This window comes from Salinivibrio sp. IB643, assembly GCF_001996105.1.
Classification (GTDB): Bacteria; Pseudomonadota; Gammaproteobacteria; order Enterobacterales; family Vibrionaceae; genus Salinivibrio; species Salinivibrio costicola.
Window position 1 is genome coordinate 103,162 of the sequence record NZ_MUFF01000005.1, and the last position, 17,904, is coordinate 121,065.

Genomic DNA, 17,904 nt, shown 5'->3' on the forward strand with positions numbered 1-17,904 from the left:
GATGTTCATATTTTTGGTGTGATCTCTCTCAACTTGCTGTTAAAACCTGACCACAATGTCCAAGAATCAATCAGTGATTAAGATAGAATCGCCAGTCTACTTGCAATCGGAGCAAAGAACAAAAGATGCATCCAAGGAACGTACAAAAACTTTTCCCCACACGACTAGCCCAACGTCTTGTATGCACTGTACTTTTTTGCTGGCTTGGTTTTACACCGTTAGGCTATGCGGATGATAACCCGCTTTCTGACTATTTTATTGAAACATGGACAACAGCCAACGGGTTGCCGCATAACAGCATCAATGCCATTGAACAAACCTCTGATGACTACTTGTGGTTTGCAACTTGGGAAGGCGCCGCTTATCTTTCGTTTCATAACCTTTTTACCAAAGCATTTTATGTTTCCAGTAGTCAAGATGGCGCATTGTTAGTGGGATCAGAAAGCGGTGCATGGCGCTATAAAAACGAACGTTGGACGCCATTGGCAAGCGCATTGCTCAACCAAGCGATCACCATGGTCGAACAAGAGCAAGCGCAGTATGTTTTTGGCTTTTCTCACGAGCCGGGGTACGTTTGGATGGCCACCGAACGCGATATTGTGCGCTATCGACAAGCTGACGGCCACCAAGCTTTAGTCGGCAGACCGCAGGGCCTACCAATTGATAAGTTCTTTCAAATTGTGAAAGGTGATGATCAAAGCTTTTGGTTATCCAGTAATCGCGGTATCTGGCGTATCAATTATGATCACGCCCATCAAGTTGCAGATAAAACACGCTCGCGTATCGACTTTGAACATTACGATCAAAGTGACGGCATGCTGAACAGCCAAGCTAACAGGGGCTCAAACCCCGCGGCAACCAAAACATCACGTGGAGACATTATTTTTGCCACTGCTAAAGGCGTGACTAGCGTTAATCCGACTCGGTTATCCGTCACCCCTTGCCCATTGTCATGCAAAGCGTACGATTCGATAGCAAAGACATGAACCCTGAAACGACGGGAAAGGCACCAGCGGGGACCAACCGTATCTTGTTTTCCTATGCCGCCCTCGGATATACCATGCCGGAGCAAATCCAATATCGAACGCAGTTAGAGGGGTTCGAATCTGATTGGGCATACCGACATGAAAACCATATTGTCGAATATACGAACCTACCACCAGGTGATTACACTTTTAAAGTAAGTGCTCGCTATCCTTATAGCGACTGGAGTGATGATGTGCTCAGTTATCACTTCAGCGTTATGCCATCACTTTGGCAACGCGCTGATGTGCGAGCGCTAGACTTTTTGCTGACTGTGCTTGCGGCCTACGCCGCGTTTATGTGGCGTATTCGACACATGAAGAAAAAAGCTATCCAACTCGAAGCGTTAGTCGAAGAGAAAACCCAGGCCTTACAAGCCCAAGACGATGACTTCGAACGAATGTCTAAAGAAGACGCCCTCACTGGACTGGCCAATCGACGAGCCTTTGACGAATATTGGCATCATGTATTCGAAGAATCGCGCCAATCCGGGACAGATTTGCAAGTCGCGATCTTAGACATTGATCATTTTAAACGCATTAATGATCACTATTCTCACCTGGTGGGAGATCAAATTATCCAGCGAATCGGTAGCTTACTTCTTTGCGAGCAGACTCATTTGCGTCATATTGCCCGTTGGGGCGGTGAAGAATTTACGCTGTTATTGGCGGGAACGCCTGCAGACGGTTATCGCTATTTTGACGGCTTAAGACGCCGAATTGCGGCGTTAGATCTAAACGATATTGCTCCATCGCTTAGTCTTACCGTCAGTATTGGCGTGGCAAGTAACCATCAGACATCAGACTATGTCGATGGGTTAAAAAAGGCCGATCAAGTCTGATACCGGGCCAAACGTGATGATGATGTAAAAAGGGAGCGTTAAACGCTCCCTGATAAGTTCCACATGCAGGATAAACCAATGGGCTTATACGCTCATTGCGTTTAAGGCATAGTCTTTAAGCTCTTTTCATACGATTCATATTGTTTAGTAACAGAATCAGTTGGCCCGCCCGTCAACTTACTTACGATAATGGCACTCAAGCCCGCAAACAAGAAGCCAGGGACGATTTCATACAACTCGAAGATACCGCCAGATATTTGTTTCCAAACCACCACGGTAATCCCGCCCACAAGAATCGCAGCCAGCGCACCATTGCGGTTCATTTCACGCCAAAACAGGCTGAGCAACAAGGCTGGACCAAATGCGGCACCAAATCCAGCCCACGCATAAGACACCAGCCCCAGAACAGAGCTATCAGGATCCATGGCTAAGCCAAGCGCAATCGCAGACAGCAAGATAACCGCACCACGACCGACCATGACCACTTCTTGAGTCGATGCGTCCGGACGGAAAACTTGCTTGTAAAAATCTTCCGCGAGCGCAGACGACGATACCAATAGTTGAGAATCTGCTGTACTCATAATTGCCGCTAAAATTGCTGCCAACAGGATACCTGCAATCACTGGATGGAATGCCGCATTGACCAACAACATGAAGATTTTTTCACCGTCAGCCAGGGCGCCTGACATATCATTCTGCACGTACAAAATACCCACTAAACCGATCAAGACCGCACCGACCATGGATAATGTAGACCAACCCACTGCGATACGACGCGCCGTGGTAATGTCTTTATTGGAGCGAGTCGCTTGGAAACGCGCCAAGATATGTGGCTGGCCAAAGTAGCCTAAGCCCCAGGCCGCCAAAGAGGCGATACTGATCCAAGTGAGTGGCTCACCATCTGTATCACGCCATAACGTCATCAGCTCAGGATTGATTGCGGCAACATCACGGCCCAATTTGAAAATGCTGCCGTCCATAATAACAAACGGCACGATCAACAAGGCCGCGGCCATCAACAGTCCTTGCACCAAGTCAGTCCAAGATACCGCCAAGAAGCCACCAAACAAGGTGTATGACACAACACAAATCGTGCCAATCACCACCGCGGTTGTGTAATCAAACCCGAATACCGTGGTGAACAGTTTACCCCCTGCAACCAAGCCTGAGCTGGTGTAGAAAAGGAAGAAAAGCAAAATGAAGAAAGCAGAGATGGTTTGCAGCAATTTTGATTTATCCTCAAAACGGCGAGCAAAAAATTCCGGTAACGTCAGCGCGTTATCTGCTTCAATACTGTAAGTCCGCAGGCGTTTGGCACAAATTAACCAGTTAAGATAAGTGCCCAACAACAAACCACCCGCAAGCCAAAGTGATTCCATTCCCGCGGCGTAAGCATAGCCAGGAAGCCCAAGCAGCAACCACCCACTCATGTCTGATGCCCCTGCTGACAACGCAGCGGGCCATGGGCCTAACGACCGGCCACCGAGGAAATAATCTTCGGAGTTAGAAGTCCGTTTGTAGGCATACACACCAATGGCAAGCATCACGATGAGATATGCCAGAAAAGTTGCACTGATGGCATAGCTATTGTCTATCATATGTGTCCCTCAATTGCATGGCCCCAATTGGGGCCATTTCCGGAAAGTTAATGTTCACCACTACCGAGTTCCAGAAGCGTGGCATTACCACCTACAGCAGTGATATTTATGGTTCGGGTGCATTCGGTCACGAAACGCAACACATAGTCAGGGCTACCAATCACTGAATACTGCTCAGTGTCGGTTTCCGCAACCAGTGTCGCAATCACACCGTGTCGTTGTGCGAGCTGACGATTGACGTCTCGCACATATTCTTTGGTTCCAGTCGTCGCTACACCAACGACCTGCGGATGCTTGAATAGATCACTGTACATCTCTAGATCGACACGTACAGCGACTCTATCTGGACATCCAGCTTTAACAAGATCCGCCATGACCGCGTCGGCTTTGTCCGCATGCGAACCTTCCACGCTCACGACGACACAGTTACCCGCCACTAACGCAGCCGCTAACTGACCACACAAAGCAATAGACGTCAGAGACGCATCACCTGTCATGGCGATAGTCCCTCTTCCTGCCGTATACAGCTCGTTCGTTTCACCGGTCGGGCCAGGCAATTCGTGTACCTTATCGAGCAAGCGCTGAGCGTTCTCACACTGAAAACGAATCATCTTCGCTGCATGGGCAAAGTCATCGCCGCGAGCGGCGACCGTGTCAGACCACCGTTGCAATAACGCAATGCGACCGGCGACAGTTTGATCATTCCAGTCTTCCCAAACCGCTTCACACTGCTCTAAAACGCTATTTAATTGATGCATGACGCTTCTCCTGATCCTGATATCAACCGACTTGTTGCACGTTTACTGATGCTTGCGTAAAGCGATACAGATAGTGTGGTCCACCCGCTTTAGGCCCAGTTCCCGATAAGCCGCGACCGCCAAAGGGTTGAACGCCAACGACAGCGCCGACCTGATCACGGTTGACATAACAGTTACCTACCCGAACACGATGCTCAATATGGGCGCAGGTCGTTTCATTGCGGCTATGCACCCCCATGGTTAAGCCAAAACCTGTTTGGTTGATATCATCAATCACCTTATCGAGCGCATCCGCGCGATAGCGAACAATATGTAGAATGGGACCAAAATGCTCCTCACTCAGTTGATCAATACTGCGGATTTCAAACGCCGTTGGTGGTACAAACGTTCCTTTATCACAATCTGCAGAGAGTGGCACCTGCGTGACCAACTTACCGCTGCGCTTCATCTGTTCTATGTGAGCAAGAAGCTTGTCTTTCGCCGTTTGATCAATCACCGGCCCCACATCGGTTGATAGCCGCTCTGGGCGTCCCACAGACAGCTCCGCCATCGCCCCTTTTATTAAGTCAATCACGCGGTCAGCAATGTCTTCTTGAATATAAAGCACACGCAATGCTGAACAGCGCTGACCCGCAGAGGCGAAAGCAGAACGCAATACATCGCGCACCACCTGCTCGGGCAATGCCGTACTGTCCACCAGCATTGCATTCTGCCCCCCGGTTTCCGCGATAACTGGCACAGGATCGGCATCGCGCTCTGCCAAGGTGCGGATAATACGCTGTGCTGTTGGTGTGGATCCGGTAAATGCGACCCCTGCAATACGCGTATCCTCGGTGAGAGGCGCTCCCACCACAGGGCCACTGCCAGGTAATAGCTGAATCACCCCAGCAGGGATCCCAGTGTCTAACAGCAACTCAATCGCGCGATAAGCAATAATAGATGTCTGTTCGGCCGGCTTGGCCACGACAGTATTACCGGCCACAAGCGCCGCGCCAACTTGGCCGAGGAAAATCGCTAATGGGAAGTTCCAAGGGCTGATACATGTAAAGACACCGCGTCCTTGATAGGTCACCGATTGTGCTTGTCCATCGAAGCCTTGATAGGCCAGTGGCTCCGTTTGCAACGCTTTAGCCTGCTCGGGGTAATAACGTAAAAAATCGACGGCCTCTCGGACTTCATCAATGCTATCGTGGATAGTTTTACCTGCCTCACGATGACAGATCGCCACCAGCTCACCCAGATTTGCTTCTAGTTTATCAGCAAGGTCAAGTAAGTACTTACCACGCTGGCTAACCTCGGTATCTCGCCATGTCGGATAAGCCTGTGCCGCAATATCGAGGGCGTTATTCACCTGTTCAGCCGTTGCCCAATCAACGTGACCTACGGACTCATTGCGATCATAGGGCGCGGTTATCTCGTGCGTATCGCCTTTCAGGCGCTGACCGTTAACAATGGGGCCAGCCTGCCATTGATACTCACCCATGAAGGGGACAACACTGTCCTGGAAGGGTTGCCATTCTGATTCGATATCCGTTGCGATTCCTTGCGAGTTTTTACGGGCGGGCCCAAAAATATCTTGCGGCATAGGAATGCGATCGTTGTGCAAGGTGTGATTTGCACACAAAGTATCAACCGGATCGGCAATCAAATCGTCAATCGGGCAACGTGCATCAACCAAACGATGTACAAACGAACTATTGGCACCGTTCTCTAACAAACGGCGAACCAGATAAGGCAACAAATCTTTATGGCTGCCGACTGGCGCATAAATACGCACTTCGGTGTTGAACAAGGCTTTGGCGTGATTGTAAAGCGCATCGCCCATGCCATGTAGGCGCTGGAACTCAAAGTCATTATGTGTCGCCATAGACGCAATCGCCGCAATCGTGTGGGCATTATGGCTGGCAAATTGCGGATAAATCAGACCGCGTATATGCTCGCTAAGTAGGAAGCGTGCACAGGCGAGGTAAGAAACGTCTGTCCCTTCTTTGCGGGTAAATACCGGATAACCGTGATGCCCAGTTTGCTGACACAGTTTAATTTCACTGTCCCAATAAGCGCCTTTTACTAACCGCATTGGGATCACATCACCTTGTTCTTTTGCTAAAGCCGCTAACCAAGTGATCACAGGTAGCGCGCGTTTAGAGTACGCTTGCACCACTAAACCAAACTTACCCCAACCTTTCACCACAGGGTCGCGATATAGCTTTTCAAACAGCGCAAGCGAAAGCTCCAACCTATCCGCTTCTTCCGCATCAATGGTGATCGCAACATCTTTTTCACGCGCACGTTTTAGCAAAACCAGAACCGTCTCAAACATTTCTGTCATCATGCGATCTTGATTTGCCGCTTCATAACGTGGATGCAAGGCAGACAACTTGATTGAGACGGATGGTGACGGTCCTTGATAACTGGCTTTCGCCTCGCCGACGGACTCAATCGCCTGTAAGTAATCGTTTAGATAGGCTTTGGCATCATCTTGGGTTAATGCCGCTTCACCGAGCATGTCGAACGAGTACGTAAAGCCATTCGTGCGCGGGCCTTCGCCGTTTTTCTGCGCCTCATCAATGTCGCGCCCAAGCACAAACTGATGACCCATGATTTTCATCGCTTGATGCATCGCTTGACGAATCACAGGCTCTGACATTTTATTCACAAGGCGATTGATCACTGACGCCGGTTTGCCTTCGGTGCTTTCATCTAAGGTCACCACTTTACCTGTTAGCATTAACCCCCAGGTGGAAGCGTTGACAAATAAGGAATCAGAGTGACGCAAATGTGCTTTCCAGTCAGCAACACTGAGTTTGTCACGAATAAGCGCATCAGCAGTATGCGCGTCGGGGACTCGCATCAGAGCTTCGGCAAGACACATCAACAAAATGCCTTCCCGTGTGTCTAAACTGTATTCCAACAACAGCGCATCAATCATTTGTACGGCTTTTTTATCAGCACGTACCCGCTCAATTAACTGAGTCGCTTGACGACGTGTTTGCTCTCGCTCATTTTCTGAGGCTTGCGCAAGCGGAATGAGTTCTTTCAGCCACTCACTTTCGTCAACACAATAAAGCGGAGAGATTTCAGACCAAATCTTCGCTAATGGGCGCTCGATAAACGAGGGCTGCATAGCATCGATGGCGTTAAACATAGCGGTATCCTCACTCACGTCCTCCCAAACTCGGGCAGGAAAAATGTTACGTCATTGTTACTCTGCAATCGATTCTATGCGTGGTCTATCAGTAAGGTCTTACAAAAATCACCGGTATTATTGCAAAATCCTCCGATGATTAACAAATAAAGCCGCCGATCGCTATAGAGGCGTAACAAATGATCGTCAGCTGAGTCGATGTGATGCAACGTAATGCTGGGTAAATTGCGATATGCTTTGGCTTAAGGTGTGCATTTAAACCTGGCGGGCGACAAACCAAAATAGCGTGAAAACGCATTAGTAAATCCACTTTGACTAGAAAAACCACAACTGTCTGCAATTTGAGCCATGGTCAGATCACTGTCTTTAATAAGCTGCTTTGCCAATGCAAAGCGTTTATCCAGTACATATTGATGCGGAGTGGTCCCGACTTGTTGTTTAAATAATTGATGAAACTGGCTTTCTGCCAAGAAAACACTGCCCGCTAATTGTGCAACTGTGATCTTACGGCTGATATGCTGATGAATATAGCGATCGATAATATCCATATTTAATCGATGGCCATCGCGACGAGGAGAGACATGATCCCGGAAGTGACGGTGCAACACACACATTAACGTATCGGCACAGGCACGACTGAGCAAAGGATCGGAGGGATTGGCAACCATCTCTGCCGATAACGCCTTGACCAGTATTTGTGCATGAGTATCCAATTGAAAATAAGGCTCACGAGCAAATAAGCGCGCAATATTTTCATGCATTAATGCTTGCTCTGACCATTCTTGCGAAGGAAGGTTAATCACTAAAATTTCGTTTCGTCCCACCCCAGTAAAAGCATGTTCTTGAGATTCCGCGACCAAACAGCCCTGTCCTGGACCAATAAGACTTCCTCGTCCACCAACATCAAACTCCGTTTGCCCCTGCAGCCCAATGACCACTTGTTTGTAGTCATGACTATGGTGTCGTGGCTGTCTGGGTAAGGCAATGACTTCTGAAACCTTCGGTGATGCAGCCATGATGCTCCTCTCTTATATTCACGATCTTTGGCCCATCGTCTGTTAATCCTTCTTTATTCTGGCACGCTTTCTTCCCATTCGCGAATGCTTCTCTGTTCTTAGCTAACCCTTGTTTTCAGCTAACTATTGTTCTCGGCTAACTATTGTTCTCGGCTAACTAATAGCTAAAACGACCAATCACACAGGATGTGGCTTCCATCATGGCAATTTTACGGAACTATGATCAAGTACCGCATTTTTTACGGCGAATGTCATTTTGACCTTAAAAATGCGAAGGATCCCTCATGTTTTTACGATTGATCATCGAAAAGGCAAGACTAACAAGATGAAAAAATACGATGAATACCTAACTAAACAACTTAATATCAATGCGTTAGTCAAGGTTCGATGAGGGTAAACCTCTCTTGATCATCGTTTCGGTGCGATCGCGGGCGATCAAACCCTTGATCATTCTTCCGATTTAATCCGTCATCATGCAATCTTATTTGAAGCATGGGACCGCTTAAGGTAATCTTCCATAAACCTAAAACCATGAGCACAGTTGCACCGATCACGTCGCAGAATGCTGACTGCCGTCAAATAATTAACACGGTTTGCGTGGCAACACGGGTTTCCGTGATAGTCTACTTTTTGGACATAGGTATTATTATTGCGACATGCGTAAGCAAGGGAACTATGACAACGAAATATTTAAAAGCGTTATGCTTAGCGCTCCCTCCCCTACTGCTAACCGAGTTGGCGTTCGCTGAAAACGCGTCTTCCGCTGATAATCTCGATCCGGTCAGTGAGTTGGTAGAGAAACTCCGTGATAAAGAAGATTCACTGGCGTCTCGAAACGATGAACTGGCTCTGCAGCAGGCGAAGTTGGATGACCTTCTGGTTAAGCGTGCGACGTTAGAAGATGAGCTGAGCAACCTGAAGCGCAAACGCAGCAATGCAAAAGCAGAGCTCGATGCAAAATTTCAGGATTTAATTGCCGATCCGAGCACAGATATTAGCCCGTATCAGCAGGCCTACCAACAAACATGGCAGAAGGTGAATGATCAGCAGCGCGAACAGGCTGCCAACGAAACCGCGATTATTGAGCAGAAAAAACATCTGGCAAAACTCGAGCGTGAGCAAGCATTGCTGGCAACGACGTTAGAAAACTTGCATGAAGCGATGCGCGAAGCCCGTGCAGAGCGTCTGCGCAAAGAGCTAACGCAGAAAGACACCATTGAGGTTGTCCATAGCCTGACTTGTTCGCCAAACATGACATTGTCTTCCTGTGCAAATCAAGGCAAGACCTTGACCATGCAGAAAGCCATTCGAGAGTTCCGTGGTCAGGTAACCAACTTTGTTACCGAATCAGACGCTGTGAAACAAAATATTGATAACGTGGCGTTCAATATTCACGTGACCAACAGCGAGATCATGGACGCGGGCTTTACCGGCGGCACTGATTATACTACTCGGATAAAAGCAGAGCTGGTGAGTCGTCCGGATAAGACAGCCTCATGCCGTTTGCTTGATTTGGAAGACAGATACTGTGTTGAGAAGACACAAGCACAAAAACAAGCACAGCGTAAGCAGCAGGCAAAACGTTGGGTAAACGTGACTGTCCGCTCTAACCGTTATGATGACAACGTAACCATCAATGATGTGACTTATGGCAGTACACCCGTCGAGCTGATGTTACCGGTTGGTAATCACGATCTGACGGTGACCAAACCCGGCTTTATTCCCTATGATCGAGAAATTTATCTAGGCAAAGACCAAGTGGTTTGGGCCAAGCTTAGAGAGCAACCAAATCAGCCGCCCAGTCCAGGCAAAAAGTTTACTGATCCCGTTGCAAAAAACCTGGAAGCACCGCAAATGGTCGTCATTGGTGCCGGTGAGTACAAAGTAGGCCCTGATGCGCGCGAAAAAGTGGCAATTCAGCAATCATTTGCGATAGGCGCCACACCTGTCACCGTCGAGCAGTTTGATGCCTTTGTCACTGCGTCTGGGTATGTCACTGCCGCAGAGCAAGGCAATGGCTGTAATACGCTGGTAAACGGTGAAATCAGTCAAAGCTTAGAATCAGATTGGCGTCAGCCAGGCTTTGATCAAGCGGCTGATTCGCCCGTTGTGTGTGTTAACCAAGACGACGCCAACGCCTATATTGATTGGCTTAGCCAGCAGACTGGGCAACATTATGCACTTCCTAACGACGTTGAATGGGAAATCGCGGCACGCGGCGGCACGGAAAGTGACTATTGGTGGGGCAATGACATTGGCGTGGGAAATGCGAATACCGGTTGGAGCGGCACAGTCTGGTCTAACGATCGTACCTCCCCCGTGAAAAGCTTTCCGCCTAATCCATTCGGTGTTTATGACACCGCGGGTAACGTCTGGGAGTGGGTTGGCAGTGATACGCCGGTTGCACGTGGTGGTGCTTGGAACTTCTCTCCTCAGCGTTCACGTGCCTCTGAGCGTCTAGAATTGGGGGAGAACACCAGTGCTAATTACCTTGGTTTTCGAGTTATCAGACACATTAAAACTCACTAAATTAAGCATACACCCACATATAAAACAAACGCCGCTAAAAAAGCGGCGTTTTTTATATCGGACGTTTCTTACTTACGCTTACTACGTTTACCCACCCAAAGTTAACCCGCCTATTACCGGCTCTGCCATCTTACAGCAAAACAATCTTGATATTAAGTTGCTTTATCCTGTGTCAATAGGTCAAAGCCCCCCTACCCAACGTCTAATCTTCTAGATATAGTAAAGTCTGTAAACGCAATTTGTCCCGATAGACGCGTTTGCAGTTCCTAACACTGTTAGGTGCAGTCAGATAAGGAGCTTATATCAACTACCCTCATGGTATGAGTGAATTATCTAGACAACCTCTTCTACACGTCGTACAGGATAACTCCCTTCGGGGAAATCTTGTCTTTGCCGGCTTTATGCCGGCTTTTTTTTATGCTCCAATAGCTTGTCGACTTTTCACTATCGACCCAGAATCGTTACTCTCAAAACAATAATAACGCGTCGGTAAGCTATATGAATCACCCGCTCTCTCCCTCCCCAGTACCTCCAGCTTTGTCTATGCTTGAGCAGCTCCCCGGTTGTTGGGGCTGTAAAGACACGCATTCAGTGTTTGTTTATGCCAACATGGAATATTGCCGGCTCATCGGCCTCAAACAGCCACAAGACTGTATCGGTAAAACTGACTACGATATGCCTAGCCCTACCACACGGTTTGCGCGTCAATTTCAGGCACAGGATCATTACGTGATGGAAACGGGTAAGCGTCTTCGTGTACTTGACATTCATCCTTACGCGAACGGCCGCTGGTACGCGCACTTATTTACAAAAACGCCTTGGTATAATGACAAGGGTGAAGTGTGCGGTGTGATGTTTTGTGGGCAAGAGCTGAGTGATACTGCTATTTTAGAAGTGGGTCACTGGATATGTCATGCGGTGACACACCCGGAAGAAGCGCAAACGGATCATCATCATCACCAATCACATATCCATCTCACTGCGCGTGAGCAGGAAGTCCTATTCCTTCATTTACACGGCAAAAAGCCGCAGATCATTGCAAACACCTTATCCGTTTCCGTCAAAACCATCGAAAACCACTTTGCGCACTTACGCGAGAAGTTCGAGGCTGACTCCAAAGCGGCGCTACTTGAACGGGCACTCGCGCAAGGATTTGGATCGGCAATACCAGAAAGCCTGTTAACCCAACAGCTCTCTGTCGTGCTTCGAGATTAATGACACAAAACGACAAACAAAGAGGCCAATATATCGCTATATTGGCCTCTTCCGCAGGTTTACGGCGCTAAGCGCTCAATGTCCCAGCTTTCATCTTTTTGCCGTTGATACAAGAATCGATCATGCAAACGATGCGCACCGCCTTGCCAAAACTCAATGCTCTTAGGTATCACACGATAACCGCCCCAAAAAGTGGGGACCGGCACTTCACCTTTCTCAAACTGCTTTTTCAGCTCTAAAAATTTTCCCTCTAGCGCCGATCGCGCAGACAATCGTTCACTCTGCTTACTCGCCCACGCCGCAATTTGGCTCTCTTTTGGACGAGACGTAAAATATTTAAAAATGTCTTTTTTACTCAAAGGCACGGCTTCACCCATAATGTGGACTTGCCGCTCGATAAAGTGCCATGGAAAATGCAAACTAATTTGGCTATTTTCCTTGAGGTGTTGTGCTTTGCGACTGCCTAGATTGGTATAAAATACAAAGCCATCTTGGTTAAAATCTTTCAATAACACGATGCGTTGAAAAGGCTGCCCATGCTCATCAACAGTCGCAATCGTCATCGCGGTCGGATCGGGCACCTGAGTATCAATCGCTTGCTGCAGCCAGTGCTCAAACAGATCCATTGGCGTACTCGGCAAATCGTCGCGACGCAATCCCCCTTTTGTATATTCTCGTCGAATATCGGACAAATCCATTGCTATCTCCCATTCATTTACTTTCCACTATTTTGCGCAGGAAAACGCTGATTAACAAGTTGATTTTCAGCTATACATGGCGCCTACCAGGCGACTTTTTATGGTTTAACCAAAGTCACCCTATTCCTAGCAATACGGTGAAAAGTGACTCGCTCATCTAGACTAGAAAGTACTCACACTGATACGAGGAAAAGGCCGTCAAGGCGCAGTATTTTGACATTATTTTGATATCAGTAAGTTGCGTTTTTAGAAAGCCATCTTGCACTGCTATGACTCATGTTTAAGGTATGGCAAACTGAGTAGACCTTGGTCAAATTAAACTATGTTTGGACATAACGACGCATCAAGCGATGTCACTAAGTCCTTAGAAGAGAGAGACAATCAGTAATGAAGCGATGGCACATCATTGTCCTGATCCTGTTTATCTCATTTGGGACGGTTGGACTGACGACAAAGGAAGCACGCTGGGTCGATAAAGTCGCTAACTTTTACGGTGAACGTGCAGGTAAACGCGTTACCGCATGGCGGAATATGGTCGAAAATAGTCAAGATTTATCAGAGCTCGATAAGCTCGACCGCGTCAATGATTTTTTCAACCAACTGTATTTTGTGGATGATATCGACTTGTGGGGCCAAAAAGACTATTGGGCAACGCCGCTTGAATTTCTTGGTGCTGCTGCTGGCGATTGTGAAGATTTTAGTATCGCTAAGTATTTTTCGCTACGAGAATTAGGTATCGATGATAAAAAGTTGCGGCTTGTTTACGTCAAAGCCATCCGCCTTGACCAATTCCATATGGTCGTCGCTTATTACCCAACCCCTTCTTCCGAGCCGGTGCTATTAGACAACTTAGACCCAAAGATTAAACGCGCGTCATTACGCCGCGATCTGTTACCTATCTATAGTTTTAATGGTAGCCGATTATGGTTAATGAAAGAGCGTGGACAAGGTGAACTAGCGGGCAACGCCTCAAGGCTTGGCCTTTGGAATGATTTGCGCACTCGTGTCGAGTCGCTAGAAATGCAAAAACCGATTAGACAATACGATAGGTAAACACCGATGACGTTATTCAATCAAATATTTACGTGGATGCTGGTGATTTTCTTCTGCATAGTGCTGGGCGTCTTCGGTATAGAACTCAACACCACGCGGAATTTTTTACTCAGTCAACAAACCTCTGATGTCAACAATACCGTGAACTCAATGGGGCTAGCGCTCGCACCCTACCTTGAATCGGATGATAAGGTGGCAGCCGAATCAGTAATAAACGCTTTTTTTGATGGAGGATTCTATCGCGAAGTTAATCTTACCTTGTTGTCTGATAACAGTGAGATTACGCGAGAATATCCCGTCCAAATCCAAGGTGTGCCGCAGTGGTTTATCAATCTAGATATTTTCCCCGTCATCACTGAAAAGCAAACCATCACCAGCGGCTGGATGCAACTTGCTGAAGTAGAAATCGTTGCCCATCCTGGCTACGCCTATCAACAACTATGGAAGTCCTTTGTTCAACTCGGCACAATCATGGCAATCATCTTTGTTATTGCTTCATTAATTATCGGCTGGCAACTGCAACGCTCCCTAAGACCGCTTGCTCGTATTACCGCAAAAGCAGACGAGATTGCGAAAAACAAATTTGGCGATCCCATTCCTTTACCACCTACGACCGATCTCAAAACGGTCGTTAATGCGATCAATGTCATGACAGACCAACTTAAGCGTTACTTTGAACAACAAGCAAACGAAGCAGATCGCCTGCGAAAAGCCGCTTATCGTGACCCAGTATCAGGCCTTGGAAACCGTAGTTTTTATGTCGCTCAACTTAATTCTTGGTTAACAGAGTCTGGTATTGGTGGAATGGCGCTCATCAAAGTAGACCTTATCAGCGACGCCTATGAAAACCAGGGGTTTGAAGCCGGCGATCTTGTCGTAGAGCAGTTCGCCAACCACTTAACAACCACCATTATCAGCGACGATAACATGACAGCGGCAAGGTTGAGCAAAGACGAGTTTGTCGTATTGGCACCCAACACCGATTCTGAGGATTTGCTTGTATTAGGCGAACGCGTCATTGCCATAGTCGTCGACATGCAAGCGGATTCATCAGAGCTGATACAACCCAAGGTTGCTGTCGGGTTAGCGGTCAATGGCGGCGGCAACCAAAAGGCCAGTGTATTGCTGTCACAAGCTGACAACGCACTCTCACAGGCACGAAATACGCCTGAGCACCCTTTGACCTTAATCGACCATTCTATTGGTGATGCGGCGATGGGCAAACAGCAATGGAAAACACTGCTTCATGAGGCCGTCGCGAAAGAACTCTTTGTGTTCAAATATCAGTCAGCCACCGACAGTCAGTCCAACCGTCTCCATCAGGAAGTGTTCTCAGCGATTGAAAAAGAGGGCAACTATTATGGCGCCGGTCATTTCTTAGGGGCGGTAGAACAGCTTCAAATGGGCGAGATTCTAGATAAACACGTCGTGTCACATGTGCTTAAAGCACTAGATCAAGATCCAAGTGTTGGCCCTCTCGCCGTGAACTTGACCTTGAGTAGTATAACCAACGCATCCTTTATTCGCTGGTTGGGGACAATCTTGGGTCAACACCGTAGACTTGCCGGCCAACTACTTTTTGAAATTCCAGAGGGAGCATTTGTTCGCTATGCCGATCATACAGGTCTGCTCACGGATCAAATTCGCCAAGCCGGCTTCCAATTCGGGGTCGATAATTACGGCCGTAATTTTCAATCGCTTGATTATCTGCAACGCTTTAAGCCCGATTACGTTAAAATTGATTTCGCGTATACAAGCCATATTGAGGACGATGCGCAAGACAATGTCCTGGCCTCCATTTGTCGTACAGCGCACAATCTAAATATCACGACCATTGCCACACGGGTTGAGACAGAAGCGCAGCTCGCTCATCTTTCTGAACTGTTCGTTAATGGCTTCCAAGGGTATATCTTCAGTAATACGGACAAAGAGAACTAAATGGTTAGACGCTTGCGAAGCGTTCAAATCAAAAATCGCGTTACCTCAGTAACGCGATTTTTTTGTGCAACGATACGTCGCCGAAGATAAAACATTTACACTGTAAATTGGGGTTACACCGTCGTTGGGTTTACACTGTAAATTACGTTTACACTGTGAATCAACGCTAGCTATTTTGCTGGTAGGGTTTCAGCTCTATCGCTGCATTATCATAAAACAAAACCGAAGGGCCATGCTCAGAGTTTATACTGTGTTTTTCTTCTCCAATGGTGCAGTGTACACGATTTAGCAGTGATTTAGTGGCGGTGATACTGGCTGCACGATAAGACGCTTCTATGGTGGTATCTGTTTCCTCTATCGCCTTCTCAATTTCATCAAGTGCTTCAAATAAGTTATCTCTTGTTGAGGTAATGCGCTCGACCATCGCCGCATCACGTTTGGCGGGTGGTAACGCTTCTAGCTTCGCTTCCGCCGCTTTTACTTTATCGAGTTGCGCCGTTTTATCTTCCCAATCTTTATTCAGTTCAACCATTTGCCGCTTGAGAAGAGGTAACCTCGGAAAACAATGGATATAGGTATGTGCCCCCGCACTGGCCCCCACAATGACCGCCTGAAGCTTTTCACCGACTTCATGTTTCCCACCTGCAAGTGTACCTTTGCGCTTAGTGGTGTCACTTATCGTAAGCGACTGCCCCACTTGCGTATTACAATGCATCGCATGCAAGGTCAGCTCGACGTTTTTGTTTGCGCACAAAGTCGCGTATTGGGCAAATTTCGCCACTATGTTGCCATCAGCCACTAAGATGCAGTTGATGTCTGAGTCCGCAGCAACTTGTCGACCAATAATACCGTTTTGAACAATAATATCAGCCCCCGCGCTAATCGTGGCAGACTCAACCACACCGCCGACTGTCACCGTCCCCGACGCTATCACTTTCATGCCGACTTCAACATCGCCTTTGATGACGACGCTGCCTTCAAAATTGACATGACCGGTGCCTACATCGACAACATCTAAACTCAGCGCATCGTCAACTGCAACGCCGTCATTTTGCAAACGCGGGATACCTGCCAGGGTCGCAATAAGAATATTAGGATCTTTATTACTGAATGCGCTGCCCTCGTGGGCCGCTAATGTCATCGGTTTACCTGATGACGTTGAGAGCACGGAGCCGGTTACGGTAAAGCCTTCATAGCCTGCCGTTTCGGGCACGAGTTTTGCGAGAGGTTGACCTTGCTTCACCATGACCATTTCACCGAGGTCGCGCATGTCTACCGTGCCATCTTCTCGCTCTCTTGGACGACGGACGCGATCGGCGGGGTCTTCTATTAAGTAGACAATGTGCGCATCTTCTCCTGCCACTGGCTGTCGGCCAAAGGCTACGGGCACATCCATATATTCACCGGGTTTTAATCGTCCAGAAGCAGACAACAGTTTTTGTAAGGTTGGTTTTTTGATACCACGAACAATATTTGCTTCACGCAGTGTCGACAGAATATCATCACCTTTAAGACCTCGCCCACCACACGCACCATTAACGATAAGATAGGCCGTCATCTTATCATCTGCGATACGGGCTTCTATTGTGGCATCGCGTCGCTCGGCGATAATAAAGTCTTCTGACTCGCTATTATCGTTGGACGTATTCAGCTTGGTTAAAGCCGACTCTATCGTATCGTCGAAACAAAAGAAGGCGTCGGCCTGGTGATGCACCAACCAATCCTTAATTTGTTTTTTCTCTATCGGTTGTTCACTCGTGTGCTGAGTATTACCGGCCGATAAATACACACGTTGCCCATCCTGAGAAACTCGGAGGATATCGTCTAGCATGTCGCTCCCTGCCAATAACGCCTTACGGCTTTATCGATATGATGCTCCAACCGTATGACATTGCTTTCGTCTCGTCATAGAACAAAACGCCACGCCTCACCACAACCTTAACAACGATTAGGTTAGCCTACGTCGTACATTGCTGAAGGTAATTATCTCATTGGTAATAAATTATACAGGTTTAGTCATCTTGGAAGCAGGATCTCTAGTAAAAACGTGAGCACGATAGGATTTATTTGATCACTACTTAGTAAGTATC

General features: G+C 47.7%; 12 protein-coding genes. 6 read left to right on the forward strand and 6 right to left on the reverse strand.

Going from position 1 to position 17,904, the window contains the following annotated elements; all coding sequences use genetic code 11:
• Nucleotides 1-125 precede the first annotated feature (125 nt).
• Both BZG77_RS03560 and BZG77_RS03565 read left to right on the forward strand, forming a co-directional pair.
• Entirely contained in the window at nt 126-986 is an 861-nt protein-coding gene (locus tag BZG77_RS03560) for a two-component regulator propeller domain-containing protein (RefSeq protein WP_077646217.1), read from the forward strand.
• Nucleotides 983-1,864, forward strand: coding sequence for a GGDEF domain-containing protein (locus BZG77_RS03565; RefSeq protein WP_198532382.1), 882 nt, complete (start codon nt 983-985; stop codon nt 1,862-1,864). The genes BZG77_RS03560 and BZG77_RS03565 overlap by 4 nt, the downstream gene beginning before the upstream one ends.
• Nucleotides 1,865-1,965: 101 nt before the next feature.
• Here the strand turns inward: BZG77_RS03565 and putP are convergent, their stop codons facing one another.
• The 4 genes from putP to BZG77_RS03585 form a co-directional block, all read right to left on the reverse strand.
• Nucleotides 1,966-3,462: a sodium/proline symporter PutP gene (putP, locus tag BZG77_RS03570; protein ID WP_077646219.1), complete on the reverse strand. Its 1,497-nt coding sequence runs from the start codon at nt 3,460-3,462 to the stop codon at nt 1,966-1,968.
• Between the two features lie 47 nt (nt 3,463-3,509).
• Nucleotides 3,510-4,220 carry an aldehyde dehydrogenase family protein gene (locus BZG77_RS03575; RefSeq protein WP_077646220.1) on the reverse strand — a complete coding sequence of 237 codons (711 nt, stop codon included), beginning with the start codon at nt 4,218-4,220 and terminating at the stop codon, nt 3,510-3,512.
• A 22-nt stretch (nt 4,221-4,242) separates the two neighbouring features.
• A complete protein-coding gene (putA, locus tag BZG77_RS03580; protein ID WP_077646221.1) occupies nt 4,243-7,365 on the reverse strand; it encodes a bifunctional proline dehydrogenase/L-glutamate gamma-semialdehyde dehydrogenase PutA in 3,123 nt (1,040 codons plus the stop codon).
• 242 nt (nt 7,366-7,607) lie between these two features.
• Entirely contained in the window at nt 7,608-8,381 is a 774-nt protein-coding gene (locus BZG77_RS03585; RefSeq protein ID WP_077646222.1) for an AraC family transcriptional regulator, read from the reverse strand.
• Nucleotides 8,382-9,056: 675 nt separating this feature from the next.
• Here BZG77_RS03585 and BZG77_RS03590 point away from each other — a divergent pair.
• Together BZG77_RS03590 and BZG77_RS03595 are read left to right on the forward strand one after the other, a co-directional pair.
• Nucleotides 9,057-10,910: an SUMF1/EgtB/PvdO family nonheme iron enzyme gene (locus BZG77_RS03590; RefSeq protein WP_077646223.1), complete on the forward strand. Its 1,854-nt coding sequence runs from the start codon at nt 9,057-9,059 to the stop codon at nt 10,908-10,910.
• Between the two features lie 498 nt (nt 10,911-11,408).
• On the forward strand, nt 11,409-12,125 hold the full coding sequence (locus BZG77_RS03595; RefSeq protein WP_077646224.1) for a helix-turn-helix transcriptional regulator: 717 nt from the start codon (nt 11,409-11,411) through the stop codon (nt 12,123-12,125).
• 59 nt (nt 12,126-12,184) lie between these two features.
• Here the strand turns inward: BZG77_RS03595 and pdxH are convergent, their stop codons facing one another.
• Nucleotides 12,185-12,823, reverse strand: coding sequence for a pyridoxamine 5'-phosphate oxidase (gene pdxH / locus BZG77_RS03600; RefSeq protein ID WP_077646225.1), 639 nt, complete (start codon nt 12,821-12,823; stop codon nt 12,185-12,187).
• A gap of 387 nt (nt 12,824-13,210) precedes the next feature.
• On the opposite strand from pdxH, the gene BZG77_RS03605 reads away from it, so the two are divergent.
• The gene (locus tag BZG77_RS03605) at nt 13,211-13,876 is read left to right on the forward strand and encodes a transglutaminase-like cysteine peptidase (RefSeq protein WP_077646226.1); all 666 of its coding nucleotides are present in this window, start codon (nt 13,211-13,213) and stop codon (nt 13,874-13,876) included.
• Between the two features lie 6 nt (nt 13,877-13,882).
• The gene (locus BZG77_RS03610; RefSeq protein ID WP_077646227.1) at nt 13,883-15,814 is read left to right on the forward strand and encodes an EAL domain-containing protein; all 1,932 of its coding nucleotides are present in this window, start codon (nt 13,883-13,885) and stop codon (nt 15,812-15,814) included.
• A gap of 166 nt (nt 15,815-15,980) precedes the next feature.
• Here the strand turns inward: BZG77_RS03610 and BZG77_RS03615 are convergent, their stop codons facing one another.
• A complete protein-coding gene (locus tag BZG77_RS03615; RefSeq protein ID WP_077646228.1) occupies nt 15,981-17,645 on the reverse strand; it encodes a DUF342 domain-containing protein in 1,665 nt (554 codons plus the stop codon).
• Between the last annotated feature and the right edge of the window lie 259 nt (nt 17,646-17,904).

What these genes read in the sequence shown, in the direction of transcription:
- BZG77_RS03590 (WP_077646223.1), top strand. Translation starts at nt 9,057, where the DNA reads ATGACAACGAAATATTTAAAAGCGTTATGCTTAGCGCTCCCTCCCCTA.
- BZG77_RS03605 (WP_077646226.1), top strand. Translation starts at nt 13,211, where the DNA reads ATGAAGCGATGGCACATCATTGTCCTGATCCTGTTTATCTCATTTGGG.
- pdxH (WP_077646225.1), bottom strand. Translation starts at nt 12,823, where the DNA reads ATGGATTTGTCCGATATTCGACGAGAATATACAAAAGGGGGATTGCGT.
- BZG77_RS03615 (WP_077646228.1), bottom strand. Translation starts at nt 17,645, where the DNA reads ATGCTAGACGATATCCTCCGAGTTTCTCAGGATGGGCAACGTGTGTAT.
- BZG77_RS03610 (WP_077646227.1), top strand. Translation starts at nt 13,883, where the DNA reads ATGACGTTATTCAATCAAATATTTACGTGGATGCTGGTGATTTTCTTC.
- putA (WP_077646221.1), bottom strand. Translation starts at nt 7,365, where the DNA reads ATGTTTAACGCCATCGATGCTATGCAGCCCTCGTTTATCGAGCGCCCA.
- BZG77_RS03595 (WP_077646224.1), top strand. Translation starts at nt 11,409, where the DNA reads ATGAATCACCCGCTCTCTCCCTCCCCAGTACCTCCAGCTTTGTCTATG.
- BZG77_RS03565 (WP_198532382.1), top strand. Translation starts at nt 983, where the DNA reads ATGAACCCTGAAACGACGGGAAAGGCACCAGCGGGGACCAACCGTATC.
- BZG77_RS03560 (WP_077646217.1), top strand. Translation starts at nt 126, where the DNA reads ATGCATCCAAGGAACGTACAAAAACTTTTCCCCACACGACTAGCCCAA.
- BZG77_RS03575 (WP_077646220.1), bottom strand. Translation starts at nt 4,220, where the DNA reads ATGCATCAATTAAATAGCGTTTTAGAGCAGTGTGAAGCGGTTTGGGAA.
- putP (WP_077646219.1), bottom strand. Translation starts at nt 3,462, where the DNA reads ATGATAGACAATAGCTATGCCATCAGTGCAACTTTTCTGGCATATCTC.
- BZG77_RS03585 (WP_077646222.1), bottom strand. Translation starts at nt 8,381, where the DNA reads ATGGCTGCATCACCGAAGGTTTCAGAAGTCATTGCCTTACCCAGACAG.